Source organism: Cellulomonas sp. P5_E12, assembly GCF_054049315.1.
The window spans coordinates 65,319-88,018 of the sequence record NZ_JBFUMP010000004.1 but is presented as its reverse complement, the minus strand read 5'-3'; the positions used below and the strand labels follow the sequence as shown (position 1 = coordinate 88,018).

18 protein-coding genes are annotated in these 22,700 nt (G+C 71.7%); 7 read left to right on the top strand and 11 right to left on the bottom strand.

Features of this window, described 5'->3' with window-relative positions; genetic code table 11:
• Positions 1 to 66: 66 nt before the first annotated feature.
• From ACXJKA_RS04585 to radA, 3 genes are all read right to left on the bottom strand, one after another.
• Positions 67 to 1,137, bottom strand: a complete 1,071-nt coding sequence (locus ACXJKA_RS04585; RefSeq protein WP_456823998.1) for a LacI family DNA-binding transcriptional regulator — start codon at positions 1,135 to 1,137, stop codon at positions 67 to 69.
• A gap of 68 nt (positions 1,138 to 1,205) precedes the next feature.
• Positions 1,206 to 1,436 carry a hypothetical protein gene (locus ACXJKA_RS04580; RefSeq protein ID WP_456823997.1) on the bottom strand — a complete coding sequence of 77 codons (231 nt, stop codon included), beginning with the start codon at positions 1,434 to 1,436 and terminating at the stop codon, positions 1,206 to 1,208.
• 273 nt (positions 1,437 to 1,709) lie between these two features.
• Complete coding sequence (gene radA, locus ACXJKA_RS04575; RefSeq protein ID WP_456823996.1) at positions 1,710 to 3,131, bottom strand: DNA repair protein RadA; 1,422 nt, start codon at positions 3,129 to 3,131, stop codon at positions 1,710 to 1,712.
• 335 nt (positions 3,132 to 3,466) lie between these two features.
• On the opposite strand from radA, the gene ACXJKA_RS04570 reads away from it, so the two are divergent.
• Positions 3,467 to 4,276 carry a hypothetical protein gene (locus ACXJKA_RS04570; RefSeq protein WP_456823995.1) on the top strand — a complete coding sequence of 270 codons (810 nt, stop codon included), beginning with the start codon at positions 3,467 to 3,469 and terminating at the stop codon, positions 4,274 to 4,276.
• 114 nt (positions 4,277 to 4,390) lie between these two features.
• Here ACXJKA_RS04570 and ACXJKA_RS04565 read toward each other — a convergent pair whose 3' ends face one another.
• From ACXJKA_RS04565 to ACXJKA_RS04550, 4 genes are all read right to left on the bottom strand, one after another.
• Positions 4,391 to 4,771: a VOC family protein gene (locus ACXJKA_RS04565; protein ID WP_456823994.1), complete on the bottom strand. Its 381-nt coding sequence runs from the start codon at positions 4,769 to 4,771 to the stop codon at positions 4,391 to 4,393.
• 382 nt (positions 4,772 to 5,153) lie between these two features.
• Positions 5,154 to 6,701: a sensor histidine kinase gene (locus ACXJKA_RS04560; protein ID WP_456823993.1), complete on the bottom strand. Its 1,548-nt coding sequence runs from the start codon at positions 6,699 to 6,701 to the stop codon at positions 5,154 to 5,156.
• A 14-nt stretch (positions 6,702 to 6,715) separates the two neighbouring features.
• Positions 6,716 to 7,453: a response regulator transcription factor gene (locus ACXJKA_RS04555; protein ID WP_456823992.1), complete on the bottom strand. Its 738-nt coding sequence runs from the start codon at positions 7,451 to 7,453 to the stop codon at positions 6,716 to 6,718.
• 68 nt (positions 7,454 to 7,521) lie between these two features.
• Complete coding sequence (locus ACXJKA_RS04550) at positions 7,522 to 8,175, bottom strand: TetR/AcrR family transcriptional regulator (RefSeq protein ID WP_456823991.1); 654 nt, start codon at positions 8,173 to 8,175, stop codon at positions 7,522 to 7,524.
• Between the two features lie 99 nt (positions 8,176 to 8,274).
• On the opposite strand from ACXJKA_RS04550, the gene ACXJKA_RS04545 reads away from it, so the two are divergent.
• The 6 genes from ACXJKA_RS04545 (at position 8,275) to ACXJKA_RS04520 (ending at position 16,865) form a co-directional block, all read left to right on the top strand.
• Positions 8,275 to 10,788 carry a beta-d-glucosidase gene (locus ACXJKA_RS04545; protein WP_456823990.1) on the top strand — a complete coding sequence of 838 codons (2,514 nt, stop codon included), beginning with the start codon at positions 8,275 to 8,277 and terminating at the stop codon, positions 10,786 to 10,788.
• 121 nt (positions 10,789 to 10,909) lie between these two features.
• Positions 10,910 to 12,592, top strand: coding sequence for an ABC transporter substrate-binding protein (locus ACXJKA_RS04540; RefSeq protein ID WP_456823989.1), 1,683 nt, complete (start codon positions 10,910 to 10,912; stop codon positions 12,590 to 12,592).
• A 93-nt stretch (positions 12,593 to 12,685) separates the two neighbouring features.
• Complete coding sequence (locus ACXJKA_RS04535; protein ID WP_456823988.1) at positions 12,686 to 13,792, top strand: ABC transporter ATP-binding protein; 1,107 nt, start codon at positions 12,686 to 12,688, stop codon at positions 13,790 to 13,792.
• On the top strand, positions 13,789 to 14,766 hold the full coding sequence (locus ACXJKA_RS04530; protein ID WP_456823987.1) for an ABC transporter permease: 978 nt from the start codon (positions 13,789 to 13,791) through the stop codon (positions 14,764 to 14,766). Before ACXJKA_RS04535 ends, ACXJKA_RS04530 begins: the two co-directional genes overlap by 4 nt.
• Positions 14,767 to 14,769: 3 nt before the next feature.
• Positions 14,770 to 15,762: an ABC transporter permease gene (locus tag ACXJKA_RS04525; RefSeq protein ID WP_456823986.1), complete on the top strand. Its 993-nt coding sequence runs from the start codon at positions 14,770 to 14,772 to the stop codon at positions 15,760 to 15,762.
• Complete coding sequence (locus ACXJKA_RS04520) at positions 15,759 to 16,865, top strand: ABC transporter ATP-binding protein (RefSeq protein ID WP_456823985.1); 1,107 nt, start codon at positions 15,759 to 15,761, stop codon at positions 16,863 to 16,865. Before ACXJKA_RS04525 ends, ACXJKA_RS04520 begins: the two co-directional genes overlap by 4 nt.
• A gap of 109 nt (positions 16,866 to 16,974) precedes the next feature.
• Here the strand turns inward: ACXJKA_RS04520 and ACXJKA_RS04515 are convergent, their stop codons facing one another.
• Genes ACXJKA_RS04515 through ACXJKA_RS04500 form a run of 4 tightly spaced genes read right to left on the bottom strand, consistent with a single transcriptional unit; the run spans position 16,975 to position 22,668 of the window.
• Complete coding sequence (locus ACXJKA_RS04515) at positions 16,975 to 18,177, bottom strand: hypothetical protein (RefSeq protein WP_456823984.1); 1,203 nt, start codon at positions 18,175 to 18,177, stop codon at positions 16,975 to 16,977.
• An 11-nt stretch (positions 18,178 to 18,188) separates the two neighbouring features.
• Positions 18,189 to 20,837 (bottom strand): glycoside hydrolase family 73 protein, encoded by a 2,649-nt coding sequence (locus tag ACXJKA_RS04510; RefSeq protein ID WP_456823983.1) that lies wholly within the window; start codon positions 20,835 to 20,837, stop codon positions 18,189 to 18,191.
• A 12-nt stretch (positions 20,838 to 20,849) separates the two neighbouring features.
• On the bottom strand, positions 20,850 to 22,193 hold the full coding sequence (locus tag ACXJKA_RS04505) for a hypothetical protein (RefSeq protein ID WP_456823982.1): 1,344 nt from the start codon (positions 22,191 to 22,193) through the stop codon (positions 20,850 to 20,852).
• Between the two features lie 4 nt (positions 22,194 to 22,197).
• Positions 22,198 to 22,668: a hypothetical protein gene (locus ACXJKA_RS04500; RefSeq protein WP_456823981.1), complete on the bottom strand. Its 471-nt coding sequence runs from the start codon at positions 22,666 to 22,668 to the stop codon at positions 22,198 to 22,200.
• Between the last annotated feature and the right edge of the window lie 32 nt (positions 22,669 to 22,700).

Sequence of the window (22,700 nt, the reverse complement as noted above, 5' to 3'; positions counted from 1 at the left end):
TCGATCGGGACGTCGCTGTTCGCGTTCCCGACTCGTGCTTGCGCAAAGACCGTGTCGCGTCTCGCGCTACAGAGTCTTTGGCGAACGCGGGGGTGCCGTGCTGTCGCGGACCACCAGGTCGACCAGGATGCGGTGCTGCTCCGGGTCGGGCGCGGCGCCGGCGCGGAACCGGGCGATCGACGAGGTGAGGGCCGCGGCGGCGGCCTTGCCCTTGGCGGCGAAGTCCTGGTGGATCGTCGTGAGCGCGGGGCGCAGGCGGCGGGCCAGCGGGGAGTCGTCGAACCCCACGACGGAGACGTCCTGCGGCACCCGCAGCCCGAGCTCCTCGGCGGCGTGCACGACCGCGGCGGCCATGAGGTCCGAGAAGCACAGGACCGCGGTCGGGCGGTCGGGTCCGGACAGCAGCGCGCGGGCGCCCTCGGAGACGTACGGCTCCATGTTGTCGTGGACCTCCATGACGACCGGCGTGACGCCGGCCGCGTCCAGAGGTGCCATCCAGCCGATCTGGCGCTCGCGCGCGACGAACCCCGACCCGGCCGCGGACGGGTCGGGCGCGAACCCCGGCGGCACCTCGACGTTCATGGTGAGGATGCCGATCCGGCGGTGGCCGAGGTCGAGCAGGTGCTGGGCGCCCAGGCGGGCGCCGTGCTGCTCGTCGAGGAGCACGCTCGCGGCGCCCACGGTCGGCTCGCCGTCGACGAAAACCAGCGGGAGCTTGCGCTTCACCAGCCAGTCGACCGCGGGGTAGTCGGCGGCGCACCCGTAGACGAGGGCGCCGTCCATGGGGATGTCGCGGGCCGGGATCGTCCCCTCCGAGCCCGTCGACGGCAGCAGGACGACGGCCAGCCCCGTGGGGGCGAGCTCCTCGGCGACCGCCCCGAAGAACGCCGCGGCGATCGGGTCCCGGAACGCCGCCCCGACGGACTCGGTGAGCAGGACGCCGACCGCGCCGGTCGTGCCGCGGGCGAGGGCGCGCGCCGAGGGGTCGGGGCCGACGTACCCGAGGTCCGCCGCGGCCGCGAGGATGGTGCGCCGCATGTCCGCGGAGAGCTGGTCGGGGCGGGAGAACGCGTTGGACACGGTCATGCGGCTGACGCCGACCTTGTCGGCGATCGTCTGCAGGGTCACCCGCGACATGACGCCACCCTGTTCCGCTCCATGCGGGACAGGGTAGGTCGCCGGGACGGGTCCCGGTGGGGCGGCCGTCATCGGGCGGGGTGACCCGCCTCGGTGGTCGAGGTGGGGGCGACTGCGTCGGCCAGGTGGTGCAGTGCGTCCGCCAGCGTGCGGCGGGTGCGCGGAGCGCGGGTCCGGGGCGTGCGCTGGCGCCGTTCGGGCTCCGGCGTCTCGGGCGCCCAGGGTCGTGCGCTGTCGGCCTCGTGCTGCGCGACGTTCACACCGAGCAGCAGTCCGAGCTGCGAGCTGTCCATCGACATCAGGGCTTCTCCTGTCGGTTCGTCGTTCTTCTATACCGATAAAGTAACCCGTGCGTCTGTACCGGTCAAGAGGAATACGGAGGTCGTCGGGACTCGTCGAGATGCGGGTCCCCGACGGCGGTGCCGCCCTCGCCGTGGCATCGAGACGGGTATGCGCGCCCTCGCCGCGGCATCGAGACTGGATGCGCGCCCTCGTCGTGGCATCGAGACTGGATGCGCGCCCTCGTCGTGGCATCGAGACGACGAGGCTCTCCCGCCACGAAGCGAACGCGGTCAGCGCCGCCCGGTCGAGGCGGTCTCCGGCACGAGCCCGGCGGCGGTCACGGCCTCGATGAGGTCCGCGGCGATCAGCACGGTGATCCCCGCCGGGGGAGTCGCGCCGTCCAGCGCGCCGGCGGGCACGATCGCGCGCGTGAACCCGAGCCGCGCGGCCTCGGCCAGTCGCCGCCCGACCCCGGACACGGTCCGGATCTCACCGGCCAGCCCGATCTCCCCGATGGCGACGAGCCCGCGCGGCAACGGCACGTTCTCCCGCGAGCTCAGGGCGGCCAGGGCGAGGGCCAGGTCGGCGCCCGGCTCGGCGACACGAGCGCCGCCGATGGTCGAGACGTAGACGTCCTGGTCCGCCAGCCGCGCGCCGAGCCGACGCTGCAGGACGGCGAGGACCATCGCGAGCCGGCTGCTGTCGACGCCGCTGGTGGTTCGACGCGGGTTGGGGACCGCACTCGGCGCGACCAGCGACTGCACCTCGGTGACCAGGGGCCGGCGACCCTCGAGCGTCACGGTCAGGCACGTGCCCGGCACCGCGTGCAGCGCCTGCGAGACGAACAGGCCGCTGGGGTCGGGAAGCCCGACGATCCCGGACTCCGACAGATCGAAGCAGCCGACCTCGTCGGTCGGGCCGTACCGGTTCTTGGTCGCCCGGAGCATGCGCAGGCGCGAGTGCCGCTCGCCCTCGAACTGGCAGACGACGTCCACCAGGTGCTCGAGCGTGCGGGGCCCGGCCACCGACCCGTCCTTGGTCACGTGCCCGATGAGCACCACCGGCATGTCCCGAGCCTTGGCCGCCTGGATCACCGCGGTGGCCACCTCGCGCACCTGCGACACGCCGCCGGCCGTGCCCTCGACCTGCGCCGAGGCGATGGTCTGGATCGAGTCGAGCACCAGGAGGTCCGGCTCGACGTGCTCGATGTGGCCGAGGACCGTGCCCAGGTCGGTCTCCGCCGCGAGCAACAGCTGGGGGTCGAGCGCGTGGATCCGACCGGCCCGCAGGCGCACCTGCGCCGCCGACTCCTCGCCCGTCACGTAGAGCACCCTGCGGCCGGTCCGAGCCGCACGCGCCGCGACGTCCAGCAGCAGGGTGGACTTGCCCACGCCCGGCTCGCCGGCCAGCAGCACCACGGCGCCGGGCACGATGCCGCCACCGAGCACGCGGTCCAGCTCGTCGACACCCGTGGGCCGAGACCGGGCCGTCTCGACGTCGATCTGGTCGATCGGCTGCGCCGGCGAGCGCGTGGGTGAGGTGGCGACCGTGCGTGGTGCGCCGCCGCCGGGGCCGGTGTCCTCGACCACCGAGCCCCACGCCTGGCACTCGCCGCAGCGACCGACCCACTTGCTCGCGGTCCAGCCGCACGCGGTGCAGCGGAAGCCCGGGCGGGCGCTGCGGTCGGGGCGCTTGGTGGAGGTCGAGGTCACGCGCTGCACGCTAACCGCTGGGTCCGACACGACCCCCTCGACCGCGCCGGTCACCGCCCTCGCGGCGGCGCGATCGGAGGAGATGGCCCACGCGGTGCGATCGTGCAGACCGACCCCCTTGGCGCGGGTTCGGTCGGTGCTCGTGCACACGAACCGGTACGCGGAACAGCTCCCGCGAGACGCGTGTCAGGGTCCAGGCGCTCCCGGTGGTCCGGCGGGGTAGATCTGCCGGGCTCGCGGCATTCCGGCGTCGTGGCGTCGGGGGACGAGTTTGCGTCGGTAGGCTGCGGGCGTCCGACGAGGGTTCGGGCGACGCGATGCAAGGGGGAGCCCCGATGAGCGACACCGGCCGTCCCGGCCCCGAGCGGCCGACGCCGCCGCCGATCACGAGCTGGCAGACGCAGCCGCCGACGACCCCGGTGCCGCCCACCCCGTCGCCTTCTGCAGGTCCCGCGCCCGCGACCGCGGGTTCGCCGGCATCCGTCGCCCCGGTCGGCGAGCAGGAGCCGCCCGCCGTGCCCTCGTCCGGCCGGCCGCGCTGGCTGGTCCCGGTGATCATCGGCGTGGTCGTCCTGCTCGCCGCGGCGATCATCATCGCGATCGTCACCGGCTCGAAGGGTGACTCGACGGACACCCCGCCCCCGGCGGCCGCGTCGACCGTGCTGCTGCCGTCCCCGACGCCCACCGTCGCCCCGGTCGCCCGCCCGGCGACCACCGCGTTCGCGTCCGCGCTGCCGACGAGCGTCCTCCAGTACGCGCTCGCCACGTCCGCGCCCGACACCGAGTGGCAGGCCGCCGGCGCCATCGAGGCGTACACGGAGACCTACGCCGACGGTGGCAGCGGGACCGCCACCGTCCGGTCGGGCCAGTGGGAGACGCCCGAGGAGGCGACGGCGTTCGCCGCGTCGCTCGTCGCGGCGTTCCCGGCGGCTCCCGCCGCGCCGTCGCCGTCGGCGTCGAGCGACGCCCCGGCACTGCCCACCAGCGGCGACGTCACGGCGGGCGGCGCCAAGGCGGGCACCTACTCGATCGCCGACGCCGGCGACGGTACCGGCGTCGCGGTGTGGACCAACGGGACGACCGTCTTCCAGGCCACGGTCCCGGTCGAGGACGTCGTCGACTTCTACAACGCGTTCCCGCTGTAACCGGTTGCCCGGGTGCCGAACCCGACGTGACGACGTGAGCGAGCTGGTCGACGTCACTCGGGTCGGGTTCGGCGCGCGACGGTCAGGGCTTGGTGGTCGCGGCGAGACTGCAGCTCAGCTGGCCGCGATGATCGACAGGACGTTGCCGGCCGGGTCTGTGAACCAGGCGATCAGCGGGCCGCCCTTGCGGAAGACGAAGTCGTCATCGGTCTCGCCCGGCGTGCCCTCGTACTTCTCGAACTGCACGCCGCGCTCCCGCAGCTCGGCGACCGTGCCGGGCACGTCCTCGACGGGGAAGTTGAGCACCGTATAGGTCGCGGGCGTGTGCGCCCGACCCTTCGGGTAGACGAGCACCTCGTGCCCGCTCTCGAAGTGCAGGAAGAGCATCCCGTTCTCCTCGGTGACGTCGAGCCCGAGCACGTCGGCGTAGAACGCCTGCGCGGCCGGGATGTCGTCGGTCGAGAACCCGCTGAACGCCTTGCTGAGATCAGCCATCACCACTCCTCGAAGAATCCGTCGGCACTCGGGCTCCAGGCTCCCCTGCTGAGGGCGCCCAGTCCACCGGAGCTGCACGGACTTCCGAGCCGGGCCGCCCAGGCCCCCGCTCGGATGTCGAGGGATGGGTATGGGACGTCCGAGCAACGGAGACCCAGGGGGCTGCATCTGCTTGGACGTTAGAGGGAGGAGTGCAGTACGTCCGACCACAGGGACCCAGGCTGCATTTGCTCGGAAGCTAGCGCGGGTGGTGCGGGACGTCCGCACATCCGGTCGTTGGGACGGCCGAATGCGCGGACGTTGCGAGGGGTGGTGCGGGACGTCCGCACGTTCGCGCGTCGGGGCGACCGGATGTGCGGACGTTGCGCCCACGGGGGAGCGGTCAGAGGCGGGCGGGGGTGCGGGGGGCCGGAGCGGTGGGGGCCGGGGTCGTCGCGGCCGGGAGGGTGACCGTGAAGGTCGTGCCCGCGGTGCCGCCGTCGACCGTGATGGTGCCGCCGTGGGCGGTGACGACGGCGTGCACGATCGCGAGGCCCAGTCCGGTGGAGCCGGCGGCGCTGTTGCGGGAGGCGTCGCCGCGGGTGAACCGCTGGAACAGGCTCTCGCGCAGGGCGGGCGGGATGCCGGGCCCGTCGTCGGCCACCTGCACGACGACCGCGGCGCCGGTCTTGCGGACGCGGACGGTCACGGCGGTGCCGGCGGGGGTGTGCAGCCGGGCGTTGGACAGCAGGTTCGCCAGCACCTGGCGCAGGCGGTGGTCGTCGCCGACCACGAGGACGTCGTCGGCGGCGTCGTCGTCGGGATCGGGCAGGTCCAGCCGCCAGTCGTGGTCGGGTCCGGCGGCGTGGGCGTCGGTGACGGCGTCGATGGCCAGCACGGTCAGGTCGACGGGTTCCGACTCCAGCGGGCGCCCGGCGTCGAGGCGGGCGAGCAGCAGCATGTCCTCGAGCAAGGCGGTCATGCGCAGGGACTCGGACTCGACGCGCGACATGGCCTGCAGGGCGCCGACGGGCATCTCCTCGGGAGAGCGGCGGACCAGCTCGGCGTACCCGCGGATCGACGCGAGCGGCGTGCGCAGCTCGTGGCTGGCGTCGGCGACGAACTGACGCACCTGCGACTCGGACTCGTGCCGGGAGGCAAGCGCCTGCTCCACGTGCCCGAGCAACTGGTTGAGGGCGGCACCCACCTGACCGACCTCGGTCGCGGGGTCGGTGTCCTCGGCGGGCATGCGGTCGGCGAGCACGACCTCGCCGCGGTCGAGGGGCAGCGTGGCCACGCGGTTCGCGGTGTCGACGACCCGGTCCAGCGGCCGCAGCTCGCGGCGCACGAGCACGACGCCGGCGGCCGCGGCGGCGAGCAGGGCGAGCGCGGCGACGACGAGCTCGACGACCACGAAGGTGGTGACCGTGCTGGTCAGGGCCGCGGTGGGCAGCGCGGTGACGTGGGTGGTGCCATCGTCGTCCACGCTCGCGACGGCCCGGTAGGCGCCCAGGCCGGCCACGGTGATCGAGTGCGCGTCGCCGTCGGCGGGGACGGCGAGCATCTGCGTGGCCTGCTCGGTGGTGAGCGCGGTGGGCGTGCCGTCGTCGCCGACGTAGCCGGCCTGGAACGCGGTGAGGTCGGCGGGATCGACGCCCGCGGGCTGCTCGACGTTGACGGTGCCGGCGTCCTGCCCCGGACGGAAGTTGCCCGAACCCGCGGCCGGCGGCTCGAAGATCTGCCCGGGGGAGCCCGAGAGGCCGCCCGCCCGGACGGGTCCGTCGGCCGCGCGGTGGTGGGCCGCGGTGAGCTTCTCGTCCAGCTGCGTGATCAGGGAGCTGTGCAGCGCGAGCGTGGACACGGTCCCCATGGCCGCGGCGACGACGGCGACCAGCGCGACGACGACCACGACGAGGCGTCGGCGCAGCGTCCATCGGGGACGTGTGCCCATACCGACGGCCAACCTCAGATCGAGGGCTTCAACACGTAGCCGACCCCACGCAGCGTGTGCAGCATCGGCGTGCGCCCCTTGTCGATCTTGCGCCGCAGGTAGGACACGTAGAGCTCGACGATGTTGGCCTGGCCGCCGAAGTCGTACTGCCACACGCGGTCGAGGATCTGCGCCTTGGACAGCACGCGCTTGGGGTTGCGCATGAAGTAGCGGAGCAGCTCGAACTCGGTGGCGGTGAGGCGGATGTCCTCGCCGCCGCGGGTGACCTCGTGGCTGTCCTCGTCCATGGTCAGGTCGCCGACGACGAGCACGGCCTCGTCGCGCGTCGACATCGCACCCGTGCGGCGCAGGAGGGCACGCAGGCGCGCGACGACCTCCTCGAGGCTGAACGGCTTGGTCACGTAGTCGTCGCCGCCGGCGGTGAGCCCGGCGATCCGGTCCTCGACCGCGTCCTTGGCGGTGAGGAACAGGACGGGGACGTTCGGGTGGGTGGCGCGCACGCGGCGGAGCACGTCGATGCCGGACAGGTCGGGGAGCATGACGTCGAGGACGATGACGTCGGGGTCGAGTGCCTTGGCGGCGCGGACGGCGGCGTGGCCGCTGAGCGCGTGGTCCACCTGCCACCCCTCGTAGCGCAGGGCGGTCGAGAGCAGCTCGGCCAGCGTGGGCTCGTCGTCGACCACGAGCGCACGGACGGGGGAGCCGTCGGCACGGGTCAGGGCGTCCGGTCGGCGGAGGGCGGTCGTCGTCATGTCCCCAAGACTCGGACTGCTTCCTGACGTGCGCCTGGACCGAACCTGTGAAATGTCTGAGGGGCCGGTCAGTCGAGCGGGTGCGGGCGCTCGGCTCCCAGCAGGGCGGCCGCGAGGATGGCCTCGATGGCGAACTGCGTGGCGGCGGGCAGGTCGACGCCGTCGTCGAGGAGCCACTGGACCTGCAGGCCGTCCATGACGCCGATGATGGAGCTGGCTGCGCAGGCGGCGACGTCGTCGGGCACCGTTCCGCCGCTGACCTCGACGAGCGCGGCCTGGATCTCCCCGCGCAGGACGGTGAAGCGGTCCGTGACCCAGCCGCGGGCGGGGTGGTTCTCGGTGACGGACTCGCCCGTGAGCACCGAGTAGCCCTGCACGATGCCCGGGCGGTCGACGTTCATCCGCGCGGTGCGGATGAGGTGCCGGAACAGCTCCATGCCGTTCGGGATGTGCTGGCCCTCGAGGTCCCGGACGTCCTCCTTGTCGCGGAACTCCAGCACCTCGACCAGCAGCTGCTCCTTGGAGCCGAAGTGGTGCAGCACGCCGGCGTGCGTGATGCCGACCTGCTCGGCGACCTCGGTCAGCGACCCGTTCTTGTACCCCTTGGACCCGAAGGTGTTGGCGGCAGCCCGCAGGATCTCCGCGCGGCGCTCGGCGGTGGCCTGGCGGGGCTGCCGCGCGCGGCGCTGCGGCGCTGCGGCGGGGGGAACGGCGTCGTCCATGACTGAAACCATACTGTGATCATCGCACTTACTGACAGGTCAGTAAGTTGTGCTTTCATTCTCCGCAGAAGACAACGACGTCCGATCGGAGCACGTGCTGTGTCACTCGACACGGCCACCCAGCCGCCCACGGCTGAACGGCCCATCTCATCCCTCGACGAGCTGCTGGCTGCCCTCTCCCTGGAGGAGAAGGTCTGCCTCGTCGTCGGTGCCGGCCTGTGGTCCACCACCGCGATCCCGCACATCGGCCTGCGGGCGATGCACGTCTCCGACGGCCCCGCCGGGGTGCGCGGCGTGTCCGAGTCCGCCGACGAGACGTCGGCCTCCTTCCCCGCGCCGAGCGCGCTCGCCGCAACCTGGGACGTCGACCTGGCCGACCAGCTGGGCCAGGTGTTCGCCGCCGAGGCGCGCCGGCACGGTGTCGACGTCGTCCTCGCACCGCAGGTGAACCTGCAGCGCACGCCCGTCGGCGGGCGGCACTTCGAGTGCTACTCGGAGGACCCGCTGCTCACCGGTGCGATGGCCGTGCACGTGGTCCGCTCGGCGCAGGACCGCGGCGTCGGCATGTGCGTCAAGCACTTCGTCGCCAACGACTCCGAGACGCAGCGCACCACCTACCTGGCGCGCGTCGACGAGAAGACCCTGCGCGAGGTCTACCTCGCCCCGTTCGAGCAGCTCGTGCACGAGGCCCAGGCGTGGTCCGTCATGAGCGCGTACTCGGGCGTCGACGACGGCACCACGGCGGCCACCGTCGCCGAGCACCGCCCGCTGCTCACCGGGATCCTCAAGGACGAGTGGGGCTTCGACGGCGTCGTCCTCAGCGACTGGGTGGCCACCAAGTCGGTCGTCGGCGCCGCCGAGGGCGGCCTCGACCTGCAGATGCCCGGACCGGACGGCCCCTGGGGCGACGGCATGCTCGACGCGGTCCGCGCCGGCGACGTCAGCGAGTCGCTGCTCGACGCCAAGGTGCTCCGCCTGCTGCGCCTGGCCCAGCGGGTGGGCGCCCTCGAGGGCGTCGCGCCGTCCGGGGCGGACCGCGACCGGGTGGCCGACGTGGACGTGCGCGGGGTGCTGCGCGAGCTGGTATCCCGGTCGATGGTGGTGCTCCGCGACGACGAGCACGCGCTGCCGGTCTCACCCGACGACGTCACCCGGATCGCCCTGCTCGGGCCCAACGCCGTTCACCCGTTCGTGCAGGGCGGCGGCTCGGCGTTCGTCCGTCCGGACCACCTGTCGACGCCCGAGGCCGCGCTGCGCGAGGCGTTCGGCGAGGTGGCGATCGAGACGCACCCCGGCGCGGTGTCCCGGCTGCTGCCCCCGTCGCTCGACCTGGCCGGCCGCTGCACGACGCCGGAGGGGCGCGTCGGCGCGCTCGGCGAGCTGATCGACGCGGCCGGCGCCGTGCTGACCGCCGCCGACGTGACCGAGTGGAACGGCTGGCTGCGCGAGGTCCCCGGCCCCGCCGCCGCGCTGCGCATCCGCACCACGGTCCGGCTCGACGAGCCGGGGCGGCACGAGGTCGGCGTCGGCACGGTGGGCAAGCACTCGATCCGCGTCGGCGGGCAGCTGCTGTCGACCGGCGACCGCGTCGTCGGGGCCGAGGTCATCCTCGACTCCAGTGTGAACCAGCCGCCGCCCGCCACCCTGGTCATCGACGTGACGGAGCCGACGACGGTCGAGATCGACGCCGTGGTGCAGGCCGTCCACCCGGTCGGGTACCCGAGCTTCGTCCGCGCCGAGCTGGTGCACCGGGTTCCGGGGACGTCGCCCGACGAGCTGCTCGCGGTCGCCGTCGAGGCCGCCGCGGCCGCCGACCTCGCGGTCGTCGTCGTCGGCACCAACGAGGAGATCGAGTCCGAGGGCTACGACCGCACGAGCCTGGCGCTGCCCGGCACGCAGGACCAGCTGGTCAAGGCGGCGCTCGCCGCGAACCCCCGCACCATCGTCGTCGTCAACGCCGGCGCCCCCGTGCTGCTGCCCTGGCTGGACGAGGTGCCGTGCGTGGTGTGGGCGTGGCTGGGCGGCCAGGAGTGGCCCGAGGCGCTCGCGGACGTGCTCACCGGCGTCACCGAGCCCACCGGCCGGCTGCCCTGGACGCTCCCCGCGCACGAGTCCGACGTGCCGGTGCCCCACGCGGTCCCGGTCGACGGGGTCGTCGACTACCACGAGGGCATCCACGTCGGGTACCGCTCGTGGCTCAAGCTCGGCCGCACCCCCGCTGCACCCTTCGGTCACGGCCTCGGCTGGACGACGTGGGAGTACGAGGCCGTGACGAGTGCCGCCGAGGCGGACGGGTCCGTCGTCCTGGACGTCACCGTCCGCAACACCGGCGCCCGCGACGGGCGCGAGGTGGTCCAGGTCTACGTCGAGCCACCGGCCGGCGACCAGGAGCGTCCCACCCGTTGGCTCGGTGGGTTCAGCGTCGTGCACGCCGCCGCCGGCGCGCACGCGAACGTCCGGGTGAGGGTCGACGCGCGAGCGTTCCGCACCTGGGACTCGGCACAGCCCGGCTGGGTGACCCCGACCGGTACCTACCCGATCCGCGTGGGCCGGTCCTCGACCGACCTGCGCCTCACGGTCGACGTGACTCTCCCCAGGAGCACGCCGGCGTAGTCGCACAGCCCTGCAGCCCGACCAGGCACAGCAGCCCCGGTCCGACGAGATCCGCAGTCCCGTCGGGCCGGGACCAGAAGTGAACGACCCGCAGTTCCGACATCAGTGCAAGGAGGCACTCGTGAGAATCCGCAAGCTCTCGACGGTGGTCGCTACGGCAGCCACCCTCGCGTTGCTCGCTACCGCCTGCTCCGGCAGCGGAGGCAGCAGCGACGACTCGTCCGGCGGTACCGGTGGCGCCTCGGACAAGATCCTGACGATCGGCATGCCGAACGGCCCGCAGCAGCCCAACCAGAACCCGCTCGCGACCGGCTCCGCGTCGCTCTCGCTCGGGTACGCGTTCGCGGTCTACGAGTCGCTCATGCAGGTCAACGAGCTCAAGCCGACGGACCCCCCGACGCCGTGGCTCGCCGAGTCCGTCGAGTGGAACGCCGACTCGACGCAGGCCGTCATCACCGCTCGCGACGGCGTGAAGTGGTCGGACGGGACGGACTTCACCGCCGACGACATCGCGTACTCGATCCAGCTCCGCAAGGACAACAAGGAGCTGAACACCGACTTCCCCGACCAGTACGGCGACATCACGGTCGACGGCAACAAGGTCACGGTGAACTTCGTCTCGGGTCAGTACGTCAACCGCGACAAGCTGCTCAAGCTCCTCATCGTCCCGAAGCACCTGTGGGACGGCCAGGACCCCGTCAAGTGGACCGACGACGAGATGGTCGGCACGGGCCCGTTCAAGCTCAAGTCGTTCACGCCGCAGTCGGTGACGCTGGAGCCGAACACGGACTACTGGGGCACCAAGCCGCTGGTCGGCACGCTCCGGTACGACACGTTCAACGACAACGCGGGCCTGACCACGGCCCTCACCACCGGTGAGGCGCAGTGGGGCTGGACGTTCATCCCGGACTACGAGAACACGTTCATCGCCAAGGACCCCGACCACTTCCACCAGGTGGCGGGCGGCGGCTTCGGCGTCGACGTGCTCTTCCTGAACAACGAGACGAAGCCGTTCAACGACGTGGCGTTCCGCACGGCGCTCAACATGGTCGTGGACCGCTCGGACATCTCGGAGACCGCCGGCTACGGCGTGTGGCCGCAGATCAAGAGCGTGACCGGCCTGCCGCAGCCCTCGGGTGACGCGTTCATCTCGGACGCCTACAAGGGCAAGGAGCTGTCGGTCGACGTCGACGGGGCCAAGCAGGTCCTCACCGACGCCGGCTACACGTGGGACGGCGACGCGCTGGTGGACCCGGACGGCGAGAAGGTCTCCTTCACGCTCCAGAACCCGACCGGCTGGACCGACTACCTGGACGCGCTCGGGATCATCGGCGAGGGTGCCAAGAAGCTCGGCGCCGAGGCCACGGTCGAGGGCGTCGTGCAGGACACGTGGTTCAACGACATCATCCCCTTCGGCAACTTCCAGGCCTCGCTGCACTGGACCGACGGTGGCTCGACGCCGTGGAACATGTACTCCAACATCATGGACGGCGCGTCCTACGTGCCGCACGGTGAGTCGGCGACCTGGAACTTCGGTCGCTACCAGAACGACGAGGTCACGACCGCACTGGCCGACTACAAGGCCGGCACCACGGACGAGGACCGCGCCGCTGCCCTGGACGTCGTCCAGAAGCACTTCGTCGAGGACGTCCCGGGCCTGGTCATCTGGTCCCGCCCGGCCGTCGCGCAGTACTCGACGGCCAACTACACGGGCTTCCCCACCGATGAGGACCCGTACGCGAACCCGCAGCCGACGGGTCCGCAGGCCGCACTGATCCTGTCGAAGCTCAAGCCGTCCAACTGAGCTCTGACGAGGTGACACGGGGAGCGGCGGGCGAGTACCCACTCGCCCGCCGCACCCCGTGCCCGGTCCGCACACTCTCGACAAGGTGATCCGATGAGCTCCCCCCAGGCAGTGCCGCCCGACGAGGACGCCCCCGTGCTGCAGGCGATCGACCTGCGCAAGCACTTCCCCGTCCGCGGCTTCCGCTCGCACAAGGTCGTGCACGCGGTCGACGACGTGAACCTCTCGCTCTACCGCGGCAAGGTCGTCGCACTGGTGGGGGAGTCGGGCTCCGGCAAGTCGACGATCGCCCGGCTGCTCGCGCAGCTGATGCCCGTCACGGGCGGGCAGATCCTGCTGCACGGGCAGGACGCGACGGCGAAGAACCGTCGGGCGTTCGGCGCCTACGTGCGCCGGGTCCAGATGATCTTCCAGGACCCCTTCGGGTCGCTGAACCCCGTCCACACCGTGCGCTACACGCTCACCCGCAGCCTGAAGATCCACCGCGGCCGGCTGCGCGGGGTCGAGCTCGAGGCGGCGCTCGAGGAGCTGCTGGACCGCGTCCAGCTTCGCCCGGCCGCCCGGTACATCGACAAGTTCCCGCACGAGCTCTCCGGCGGCCAGCGCCAGCGCGTCGCCATCGCCCGCGCGCTCGCGGCGGACCCCGAGGTGCTGCTGGCCGACGAGCCGATCTCCATGCTCGACGTGTCGATCCGGCTCGGGATCCTCAACCTGCTGCGCGACCTGCGCGACCGCCTGCAGCTCGCGATCCTCTACATCACGCACGACATCGCGTCGGCCCGCTACTTCGCCGACACGACGATGGTCATGTACGCCGGCCGCGTGGTGGAGACGGGGGACTCCGAGTCCGTCACGCAGGACCCGAAGCACCCGTACACCCAGCTGCTGGTGCGCTCCGCGCCCRATCCCGACGACCTCGAGGCCCGCGCCCGCGGCGCCCGCGGCGAGGCGCCGAGCCTGGTCGCGCCGCCCAGCGGGTGCCGGTTCAACCCGCGCTGCCCGTTCGCCAACGACGTGTGCCGCACCGAGGTGCCGCCGCTCATGGCCGTCGGCGAGGGCCGCGAGGCCGCCTGCTGGGGGTACGCCGACCGCCCGGACCGTCCGTCGCTGGGCTCGGTGCTGGACGCGTACGGCGAGCGTCCTCGGGTGGAAGAAGCGCTGCTCGCTGTCGTCGAGGCGTCGAAGGAGGCCGACCGATGAGATTCGTCGCGCGACGCGTCGTGTTCTACCTGATCACCGCCTGGGCGGCGATCACGATCAACTTCTTCATCCCGCGGATCATGCCGGGCGACCCCGTGAGCGCCCTGATCGCCAAGAACCAGGGCCGGATCAGCCCCGACGCCGCCGAGGCGCTGCGCACGCTGTTCGGGCTGGACGCGAACATGTCGCTGTGGGACCAGTACGTCGAGTACTGGCGGCTGCTGCTGCACGGCAACCTCGGCATCTCGTTCACGTACATGACGCCGGTGATCGACGTCATCAAGCAGGCGCTGCCGTGGACCATCGGGCTCGTCGGCATCGCCACGCTCATCAGCTTCACCATCGGCACCCTCGTGGGCATGGGGATCGGCTGGCGGCGCGGCACCTGGGCCGATGGCCTGCTGCCCCTGTCGACGTTCTTCTCGTCGGTGCCGTACTTCTGGCTCGCCCTGATCGCCATCTCGCTGTTCTCGGTGACGCTCGGCTGGTTCCCGGCCAGCGGCAGCTACGACCGCAGCATGGTGCCCAACCTGTCGTGGGAGTTCATCGGGTCCGTCATCTACTACGGGTTCCTGCCGGCGATGACGATCGTGGTGTCGTCCATCGCGGGCTGGATGCTCGGCATGCGCAACATGATGGTGACCGTGTCCTCGGAGGACTACGTGACCGTCGCGCAGGCCAAGGGCCTCAAGGAGCGGTCCGTGCAGATGGGGTACGCCGCCCGCAACGCGATCCTGCCGCAGGTGTCCAGCTTCGCGCTGTCGCTCGGCTTCATCGTCGGCGGCACCCTGGTCATGGAGATCGTGTTCTCGTACCAGGGCATCGGCTACTACCTGTTCAGCGCGGTCAACGCGAAGGACTACCCCCTCATGCAGGGCTGCTTCCTGGTGATCACCTTCGCGGTGCTGCTCGCCAACATCCTGGCCGACTTCGCCTACGGCGTGCTCGACCCCCGCACGCGACAGGAGGGCTGACACATGACTGTCGAAACCTCGATCTACGAGGACCTCGAGATCGCGCCGGACGCCACGCCCCCGCGGTCCGGCAAGCGCCGGTTCCTGTTCATGCGCAACACCAAGGCGCTCACCGGCCTGGTGATCCTCGGGTTCTTCTTCCTCATCGCCCTGATCGGGCCGTGGATCGCGCCGTACGACCCGAACCAGCGCAGCAAGGCGATCCTGCAGCCCCCGTCGTGGGAGCACCTCATGGGCACCACGCACCAGGGGCAGGACATCATGAGCCAGCTGATCCTGGGGACCCGCAGCGTGCTGGTGGTCGGCTTCGTGGCCGGCACCGTGGCGACCGTCATCGGCGTGATCGTCGGCGTGACCGCGGGCTACATCGGGGGCTTCGGCGACGAGGGCCTGTCCGCGCTGTCCAACGTCTTTCTCGTGATCCCGCAGCTGCCGCTCATCATCATCATCGCGGGGCAGCTGCCCTCGGCCGGCGGTCTGACCGTCGCGCTGGTGATCGCCGCGACAGGCTGGGCGTGGGGTGCGCGCGTGCTGCGGGCGCAGACCCTCTCCCTGCGGAAACGGGACTTCGTCGAGGCCGCGCGGGCCAACGGCGAGAGCACGTGGCGGATCATCACCGCGGAGATCCTGCCCAACCTCACCGCGATCATCGCGGCGGGCTTCGTCGGCACGGTCGGGTTCGCGGTCCTGTCGCAGATCACGCTGTCGTTCGTCGGCATCACACCCACCAACGAGTGGAACTGGGGCACGGTCCTGTACTGGGCCCAGGCCCAGCTGGCCCTCCAGCGCGGCGCGTGGTGGTGGTTCGTCCCCGCCGGCCTGCTCATCGCCCTGCTCGGCACGGCGCTCGCGCTGGTGAACTTCGGCATCGACGAGTTCGTCAACCCGCGCCTGCGGTCCGTGGGCCTCAACGCCCGGACCATGCGCCAGCGCAAGATCCGTCCCCGCATCGGCTTCACGCCGGTCGTCTACGAGGCCAAGGAGGACCGGGCATGAGCATCAGCGCCGCTCCCACCCAGCGCGCGTTCCGGGCGAACGCCGCCGCCACCGATCCCGTGCTCGAGATCAAGAACCTCTCGGTCGACTACGGATACGACGAGGACCCCACGCACGTGCTGCGCCAGGTCTCGCTCACGCTGAACCGCGGCGAGGTGCTCGGCCTGGCGGGCGAGTCGGGCTGCGGCAAGTCGACGCTCGCCTATGCGGCGACCCGGCTGCTGCCGCCGCCGGGGCTCATCACGGGCGGGGAGGTCATCTTCACCGACCGGTCCGGCCAGAAGACCGACATCCTCACGCTCAACGACAACGAGCTCCGCGCCACGCGCTGGCAGGACCTCGCGATCGTGTTCCAGGGCGCGATGAACTCGCTCAACCCGGTGTTCCGGATCGGACGGCAGATCGCCGACGCCATCACCGCGCACCTCCCGGGCGTGAGCAAGAAGGAGGCCCTGGAGCGGGCCGGCGGGATGCTCGAGCTCGTCGGCATCTCCGCCGACCGGCTGCGGGACTACCCGCACCAGCTGTCCGGCGGCATGCGCCAGCGCGTGATGATCGCGATGGCCCTGGCGCTCGACCCGCAGGTGCTGATCATGGACGAGCCGACGACGGCCCTCGACGTGGTCATGCAGCGGCAGATCGTCGAGCAGATCGCGGAGCTGCGCGACCGGCTCGGGTTCTCGGTCATCTTCATCACGCACGACGTCTCGCTGCTCATCGAGATCGCGGACCGCATCGCGATCATGTACGCCGGCGAGATCGTCGAGGACGCCTCGGCGCAGGACATGTACCGACGCCCGCGGCACCCGTACTCCGACGCGCTCCTGCACTCGTTCCCGCCCCTGCGCGGCCCGCGGCGTGAGCTCACGGGCATCCCGGGCTCGCCCCCGGACATGTCGAACCTGCCCTCGGGCTGCCCGTACCGGGACCGGTGCGCGCACGTGTTCGACGCGTGCGCGGCCATCACGCCGGAGCTCGTCGAGCCCTTGGTCGAGGGCGACGACCCCCGCCGGTCGGTCGCGTGCCTGCGGCACGACCCCAAGGCCGTCGCGGCCGCCGGGTTCGCGCCCGTACCCGTGCCCGTGGAGCTCACCGTCCGCTGACCGCCCGATCCCCGCCCCGTCCCGGGACCTCCGCCGCGGCCGCCCTCTCCACGGGGCGGCCGTGCACCCGGGGCGGGGTGGCTTCGTCCCACCGCTGTCTCGGGCGGGGTCACTCGTTCCGCCGGGCCGCTCCGTAGCGCTCGTCCGAGCCGTAGAAGACGTGCTGCGCGAAGCACGCGTAGCTCGACGGGTTGTGGACCGCCTGGTCGATCGTCATGGTGCTGTACCCGGGCTTGTGCTCGTAGATGTCGTTGCTCGAGTCGGCCTTCTGGTCCACGTAGTGCACCGGCTCGTGCAGCACCATCGCCGCCCGGCACAGCGGGCCGAAGGTGGTGAAGACCCGCGTCGCACTGATGTGCTGGCCGAAGACGGTGTACATCGGGTACGGGGTCCCGTCGGCCGCCGTGCCCTTGTCCTGTCGTGCCTCCCCGTCCGTGCGTGCCCGGAACGGGGACGGCGTCGCGGTCAAGGCCGCCGCGACGCGGTCGTAGATGTCGAGCACGGTGCGGGCGTAGAAGAGGCGTGACTCCGCCACGCGGTCGGCGGTCAGCCTGAAGTGGGTGGCGAGCGCCGCCCCCGTGACCCCGGGTGCGCTGCCGCCTCCCGAGACGTACGCGCCGAGGGCCGCTCTCGCCGCCGCCACCCAGCGCAGCGCCTGGGCCCGCGCGTCCCCGACCATGAGCAGCTCGGGCACGCCCCACCACGTCCCGGCGACGTCGCGCGGCTGGTCCGTCGCGTCGGTGTCCCACGCGTAGCGGACGTAGCGGTGAGCCTTGAAGAAGTAGGAGGAGGTGTCGTAGGGCCCGACACCGCTGACCGCGGCGTCGACACCACCGGCGAACTCGCCGGGGAGCTTCCACGCCGCGAGCGGTCGCAGGGTCGGGTCGAGCCGGTCGAGCACCCAGTCGAACGCGACGTAGCTCGGACCCCGGAAGAAGTACGCGTAGCGGGCGAACCTGCCTCTCCCGTTGAGCACGGTGTCGAACCTCTCCAGGTCGCCCGTCAGCCCCCAGCTCGCCACGGACGACGGTCCACGGTCCACGGCGTCGCGCGCCCAGCTGTAGCGGACGTACGAGCCGTCCTTGAAGAAGTAGGTGTTGCCGACGAACGACTCCTGCCCGTCGATCACGGCATCGACCCCCGAGCGGAACGGCTCCGGGAGCCGCCACAGAGCGAGGTTCTGCGGGTACCCGTCGGAGGCGTGGTCCTTCTTCCAGTCGTAGCGCACGTAGTGCTCGCCGTGGAAGAAGTACGCGCTGCCCGCGTGCTCGCCGAACCCGTTGCACGCGGCCTGGATCAGGCCCTTGGCCACGGCTCCCCGACCTACTTCCACCCGCTGCGCTCGAGCAGGCGCATGACGGACTGCACCGTCTTGCCGTAGCTGGGATCCGTCGCGAACCCGGCCTTCGCGACCTCGGCGGCGAACCGGTACGGGTCAGTTGCAAAGCCGAAGGCCGGCGCGTACCGCTTGTTCCGGCGGAGGAACTCCCCGTGGCCCACAAACGCGAGCTCGGGCGAGGGAAACACCCGGAACCAGTCGCGGACGACGTAGTCGTACCTACCGTCCGGCCTGGGCGTGACCGACACGACCTCGGGGAAGCCCCGGACGTCCGGTCGGCTGAGCACCTCGCGCGTCCGCCACAGCTGGCGGGTTCCGGGCGCGTCGCTCGCCCGGGCCTTGATGCCGAAGAAGTTGTTGCCGGCCGCGCGCGCACCCCAGCCCGACTCGACCGCGGCCTGCGCGAGCGTCACCAGGCCGGGCACGCCGGTCCTGGCCTGGCTCGCTCTCGCGTAGGGGCCGAACAACCTGACGAACTCCGCGGGCGACCGCTTCTTCCCCGACTGTGGCGGTGGTCCTTGTGCTGGTCCGGACGACGGTGCCGGCCCGCGAGGTGTCGGGCGGGTCGGGGCCGCCGGGGTCACGGGCGGTGCGGCACCGCCGCCGAGACCCGGGACGCCACCGGCGAACAGCGGGCTCGGATGCAGGGCACCCTCCCAGCTGAGATCGACGTGGAAGTGGTCGATGTGCGGGTTGTGGTTGGGCTTGGTCATGTAGCTCCGCCAGCCCTGCGCCCGTCGTGACCACGACCAGATCTGCCTGTTCCAGATGATGGTGGCCACCTGGAGCTCGACGGCATTGGCCATGAGCCACCGGATATAGGCCTCCGCCTGCGCTGCCTCCGCCGGCTTGGACACGAACCCGTGGCAGTCGATCGCTCGACCCTCGCTATGGATCGACCGCGCCCCGAACGAGGTGTTCCGTGGGACGAAGGTGCCCGCTCTGCGACCGGTGAGACGGCGCCACTGGCCCGCGAGCGCAACGGCACCGGGCAGGGCGTGCGTGCCGTCCTTCGCGTACGGGGTCACCTTGACGATGCCGGCGACGCGGTCCGGAGTCCGGGTCGCCGGCGGGTTGGTCGCCGGCCCCGACGGGGTCGTCGGCGGACGCGAGGGGGCCGGGCCGCCGTGGACGCAGCCCCGGCGTGCCGCGCCCGGGAGGTCGGCACCCGGGTCGGCGAGCAGAAGGGGCCCGAAGGTCTTGGGGATCAGGTTGTGCTCGACCGAGGTCGACTCGACGCGGAACCGCCGGTGCACCGCGGCGGCGTCGGGCGAGGAGCTGATCGTCGGGCAGATGCCGGCTGCGATGGCCAGGGCGTGCTTGGCCGTCCCCGTACCCGGACGGAACAGCACGCGGAGGGCTGAGCCCGACGCGCCACGCGCGATGCGCCGCTTGGCCCAGGCGACCACGTTCGTCATGTCGCCGTAGCTGCCGTCGAACAGGTGGACCTCGTCGGCGTCGGTGTGCCGCAGGATCGCGTTGAGCGGCGCGCCGCCGCCGGAGTGTGCGGTCAGGATGAGGCGGCCGAGCGTGGCCTGCACGCCGGTCTGCGCCCGGAGCAGGTCGAGACCGCTGGCCACGAGCCGGCTGATCGCCCCCGGTGTCACGAGCTCCGGGAAGTTGTAGCCGGCACCGCTCTGACCGCCGAAGAAGTTCCCCCGGGGGACGAGCCCCAGCGTCGGGCGCGCGCGTCCGCCTCCCAGGACGACACCGCTCGCCGCCGCCTTGTCCTGGATCTTCATCCGGGCTCCGGAGCCGCTGTAGCCGTGCAGGTGCACGACGACGTCGACGGTCGTCGTGGACCGCGGCATGGCGTTCCACCGCACCACCAGGTCGGGCTGGGTGCCGCGGTGCGCCCGCAGGAGCGGGTGGTTCGACACGGTCCGCTCGCCGGCCGGAACCTGCGCGCCGGGGCCTTCCTCGTGCACCTGCTCCGCGATGCCGAACCGCGACTCGACCGAGGCCGACGCCTCGCCGCTCGCGGCCCAGTCCTCGGCGTAGATCTCGCCGGGCCACTCGAGCAGCTCCGGGTTGAGCTCGCTCGGTGACTCCGTGGCGTACGCGACGGAGGACTCGTCGGTCTCGGTGGCGACGTTCTCCAGCGCCAGGTCCTCGTACCCGACGTCCTCGTAGCCGGTCTGCTCGTAGCCCGTCTGCTCGTAGCCGGTGTCCTCCGTGGCCCACTCCGCGCTGACGGCGCTCTCGCCAGCCTCCTGCTGCGACGTGTCCTCGTAGGCGGACTCGTTCGCGGCGTGGATCGACTCGAACGACGTGTCTTCGAACGTCGTGTCCTCGAACGTCGTGTCCTCGAACGTCGTGTCCTCGGACCACGGCGTCTCGAAGGCCGACTCCTCCTGCGCGCCCTGTTCGTACGGCAGCTCGCCGTACGGTGACGCCTCGGGCTGCGCGTACTCGCTCGGAAACTCGGTCGCCGTGTGCTCAAAGGCGCCGATCTCCTGGGCCGGGGTCTCGGTCAGCATGTCCTCGAACATCTCCTCCCCTGCCACCTCGGCCGGGTTGGCCCAGATCTCCTCGTGGACTCCCCAGAGCGCCGACTCCTCCGCACTCTCGGCCGGCGCGAACACGGACGACCCGGCGTGCCCGTTCACGGTCGCCACCTCTTCCTCGTACATCCCGCACCTCCGCTAGCCGCGCGTCAGCGTCGTCGGACGGTGCCCGTTGGTCGACCCAGCCGTGGGCGCGACCGGCCGGGCCGGCGGAGCGACGGCCGAGCCTGCCATCAGCCGGGTCGGCTGCGCGGAGCGGGGTTCGGCACCTGCCCTGCGCGTCGTGACCGCGAGATCCTTGACGCGCTCGCCGGTCGCGGACTGCCAGAGGTCGACGATGCGGTTCATCGCGGTCGCCACCGCGTTCGGTGACCCGTGCTTGTACAACGTCTCGGCCTGGGCCGGGACGTTGAAGAGGCCCAGCTCGATGGCCCACAGCACCGGCGACATGAGATCGGCGAGCTCGAAGAGCTCCCGCGACTGGCGCGACGGAGCGATGCCGACGCGGGCTCCGATCGCAGCGAGCCGGTCCGCGGCGTTGCCGCTTCCACCGGCGGTCGCCTTGAGGTCGACCACGATCGAGGTGTCGTACTCGACCGTCAGGTGGAACCAGCTCATCATCGAGACGAACGCGAACTCCTCGCGGGCCAGCATGCCGCCCCGGCGGCGCAGCTCGAGCAGCTCGCTGAGGGTCTGGCAGAGGTACGCCACGTAGGACGGGTCCGTCGCCTTGGCACCCGAGCTGTTCGTGTCGTTCTCGTAGCCCAGCCAGACCTGCCGGAGCAGCTCGTTCCACAGCTCGAGGAACCGGGTGTTGATCGTCGGACCGACGTCACGCTTCCACGGCTGGCCGCTCACCCCGCGTCCGACCGGATGGGGCAGGTCGAGGCCGAACATCCGCCAGTACAGGTTGCGTCGGTTGATGGCCGCGTCGGCTCTCAGCTGGCTGTTGAGCGCCCCGCTGGTGCTGAAGAGTGGGGGGTCGCGGAAGAAGAGCTCCTCGGTCGATCGGACCCAGGCCACCGAGTCCGCCGACGGGGTAGGCAACGTCTCGCCCACGACGTAGCGCCGGACGACATCCGCGAAGATCTCGAAGATTCCGGTGGCCTCGATGAGGTAGGCGTACATGGCGTGGTCCCACAGGGGTGCGGGGCCGAGGATGGCCTGGGCAGCCGTGGTTCCCGGCGTCGTCGGCACGGTGAACGGCTGCGTGGGCACCCCCAGCGTCGGCTGCACCCCCGACGCGAGGGTGGCCAGCAGGCCCCCGGGCTCCTGGCTCTTGGCGATGCTGCCGATCGGGACCGGCATCTTGGTCGACGGCAGGTTCAGCAGGGTCGGCCACGCGGTGCCCGCGAAGCCTCCGGCCGCCCACGCCTCCTCGAGGAAGCGGCTCAGCTGCAGCGGGTAGACCGACAGGACGGCGTTGGCCTCGGCGTCGGTGACGCCGGCCGGGGTCACGCGTGCCGCAAGCGCTCGGAACATCGGTTCAGCTCCTTCGTGGTTTTCTCGGGCTCTGGCCCTGGACCTGAAGCGGGACGCCGGCGGCGATCGGCACGTCGAACTTGTCGAGGAACTCGACGAGCTCCACGACCTTCGTTTCCCGCTCCCTGTCGACCTCGTACGAGAACATCCCGTCGTCACCGGTCGCTGGCAGGTCCCCGGATGCGCGGCTCGAGTCGACGGTGAGCACCATCGACACCGCATCGGGCGGTATGGGGTCGCGGAACACGAGGTCGCTCCCCCCTGGGTACTGGATCTGGTCCATCCGGATCAGCACGCGGTCCGGGGACTCCGAGGCGCTCGCGAACCGCCCGAGTCCGTTGCGCAGGAGCCGGAACTGCAGCGCGACGGTCTGCTGGTCCGCGGTCAGCGGCGTCGTGGTCTGCCGCAGAGCCGCCGCCACGGACGCCATCAGCTGGGTGAACTGCTGCTGGTCCATGCTCAGCTGCGGAGCCACCGAGCCAGTCGATGAGAGTTCGGTCACGTGAG

Bases quoted from the DNA above. Each gene is read 5' to 3' on its own strand.
- ACXJKA_RS04585 (WP_456823998.1), bottom strand. From the start codon at position 1,137: ATGTCGCGGGTGACCCTGCAGACGATCGCCGACAAGGTCGGCGTCAGC.
- ACXJKA_RS04580 (WP_456823997.1), bottom strand. From the start codon at position 1,436: ATGTCGATGGACAGCTCGCAGCTCGGACTGCTGCTCGGTGTGAACGTC.
- ACXJKA_RS04570 (WP_456823995.1), top strand. From the start codon at position 3,467: ATGAGCGACACCGGCCGTCCCGGCCCCGAGCGGCCGACGCCGCCGCCG.
- ACXJKA_RS04565 (WP_456823994.1), bottom strand. From the start codon at position 4,771: ATGGCTGATCTCAGCAAGGCGTTCAGCGGGTTCTCGACCGACGACATC.
- ACXJKA_RS04560 (WP_456823993.1), bottom strand. From the start codon at position 6,701: ATGGGCACACGTCCCCGATGGACGCTGCGCCGACGCCTCGTCGTGGTC.
- ACXJKA_RS04555 (WP_456823992.1), bottom strand. From the start codon at position 7,453: ATGACGACGACCGCCCTCCGCCGACCGGACGCCCTGACCCGTGCCGAC.
- ACXJKA_RS04550 (WP_456823991.1), bottom strand. From the start codon at position 8,175: ATGGACGACGCCGTTCCCCCCGCCGCAGCGCCGCAGCGCCGCGCGCGG.
- ACXJKA_RS04530 (WP_456823987.1), top strand. From the start codon at position 13,789: ATGAGATTCGTCGCGCGACGCGTCGTGTTCTACCTGATCACCGCCTGG.
- ACXJKA_RS04525 (WP_456823986.1), top strand. From the start codon at position 14,770: ATGACTGTCGAAACCTCGATCTACGAGGACCTCGAGATCGCGCCGGAC.
- ACXJKA_RS04520 (WP_456823985.1), top strand. From the start codon at position 15,759: ATGAGCATCAGCGCCGCTCCCACCCAGCGCGCGTTCCGGGCGAACGCC.
- ACXJKA_RS04510 (WP_456823983.1), bottom strand. From the start codon at position 20,837: ATGTACGAGGAAGAGGTGGCGACCGTGAACGGGCACGCCGGGTCGTCC.
- ACXJKA_RS04505 (WP_456823982.1), bottom strand. From the start codon at position 22,193: ATGTTCCGAGCGCTTGCGGCACGCGTGACCCCGGCCGGCGTCACCGAC.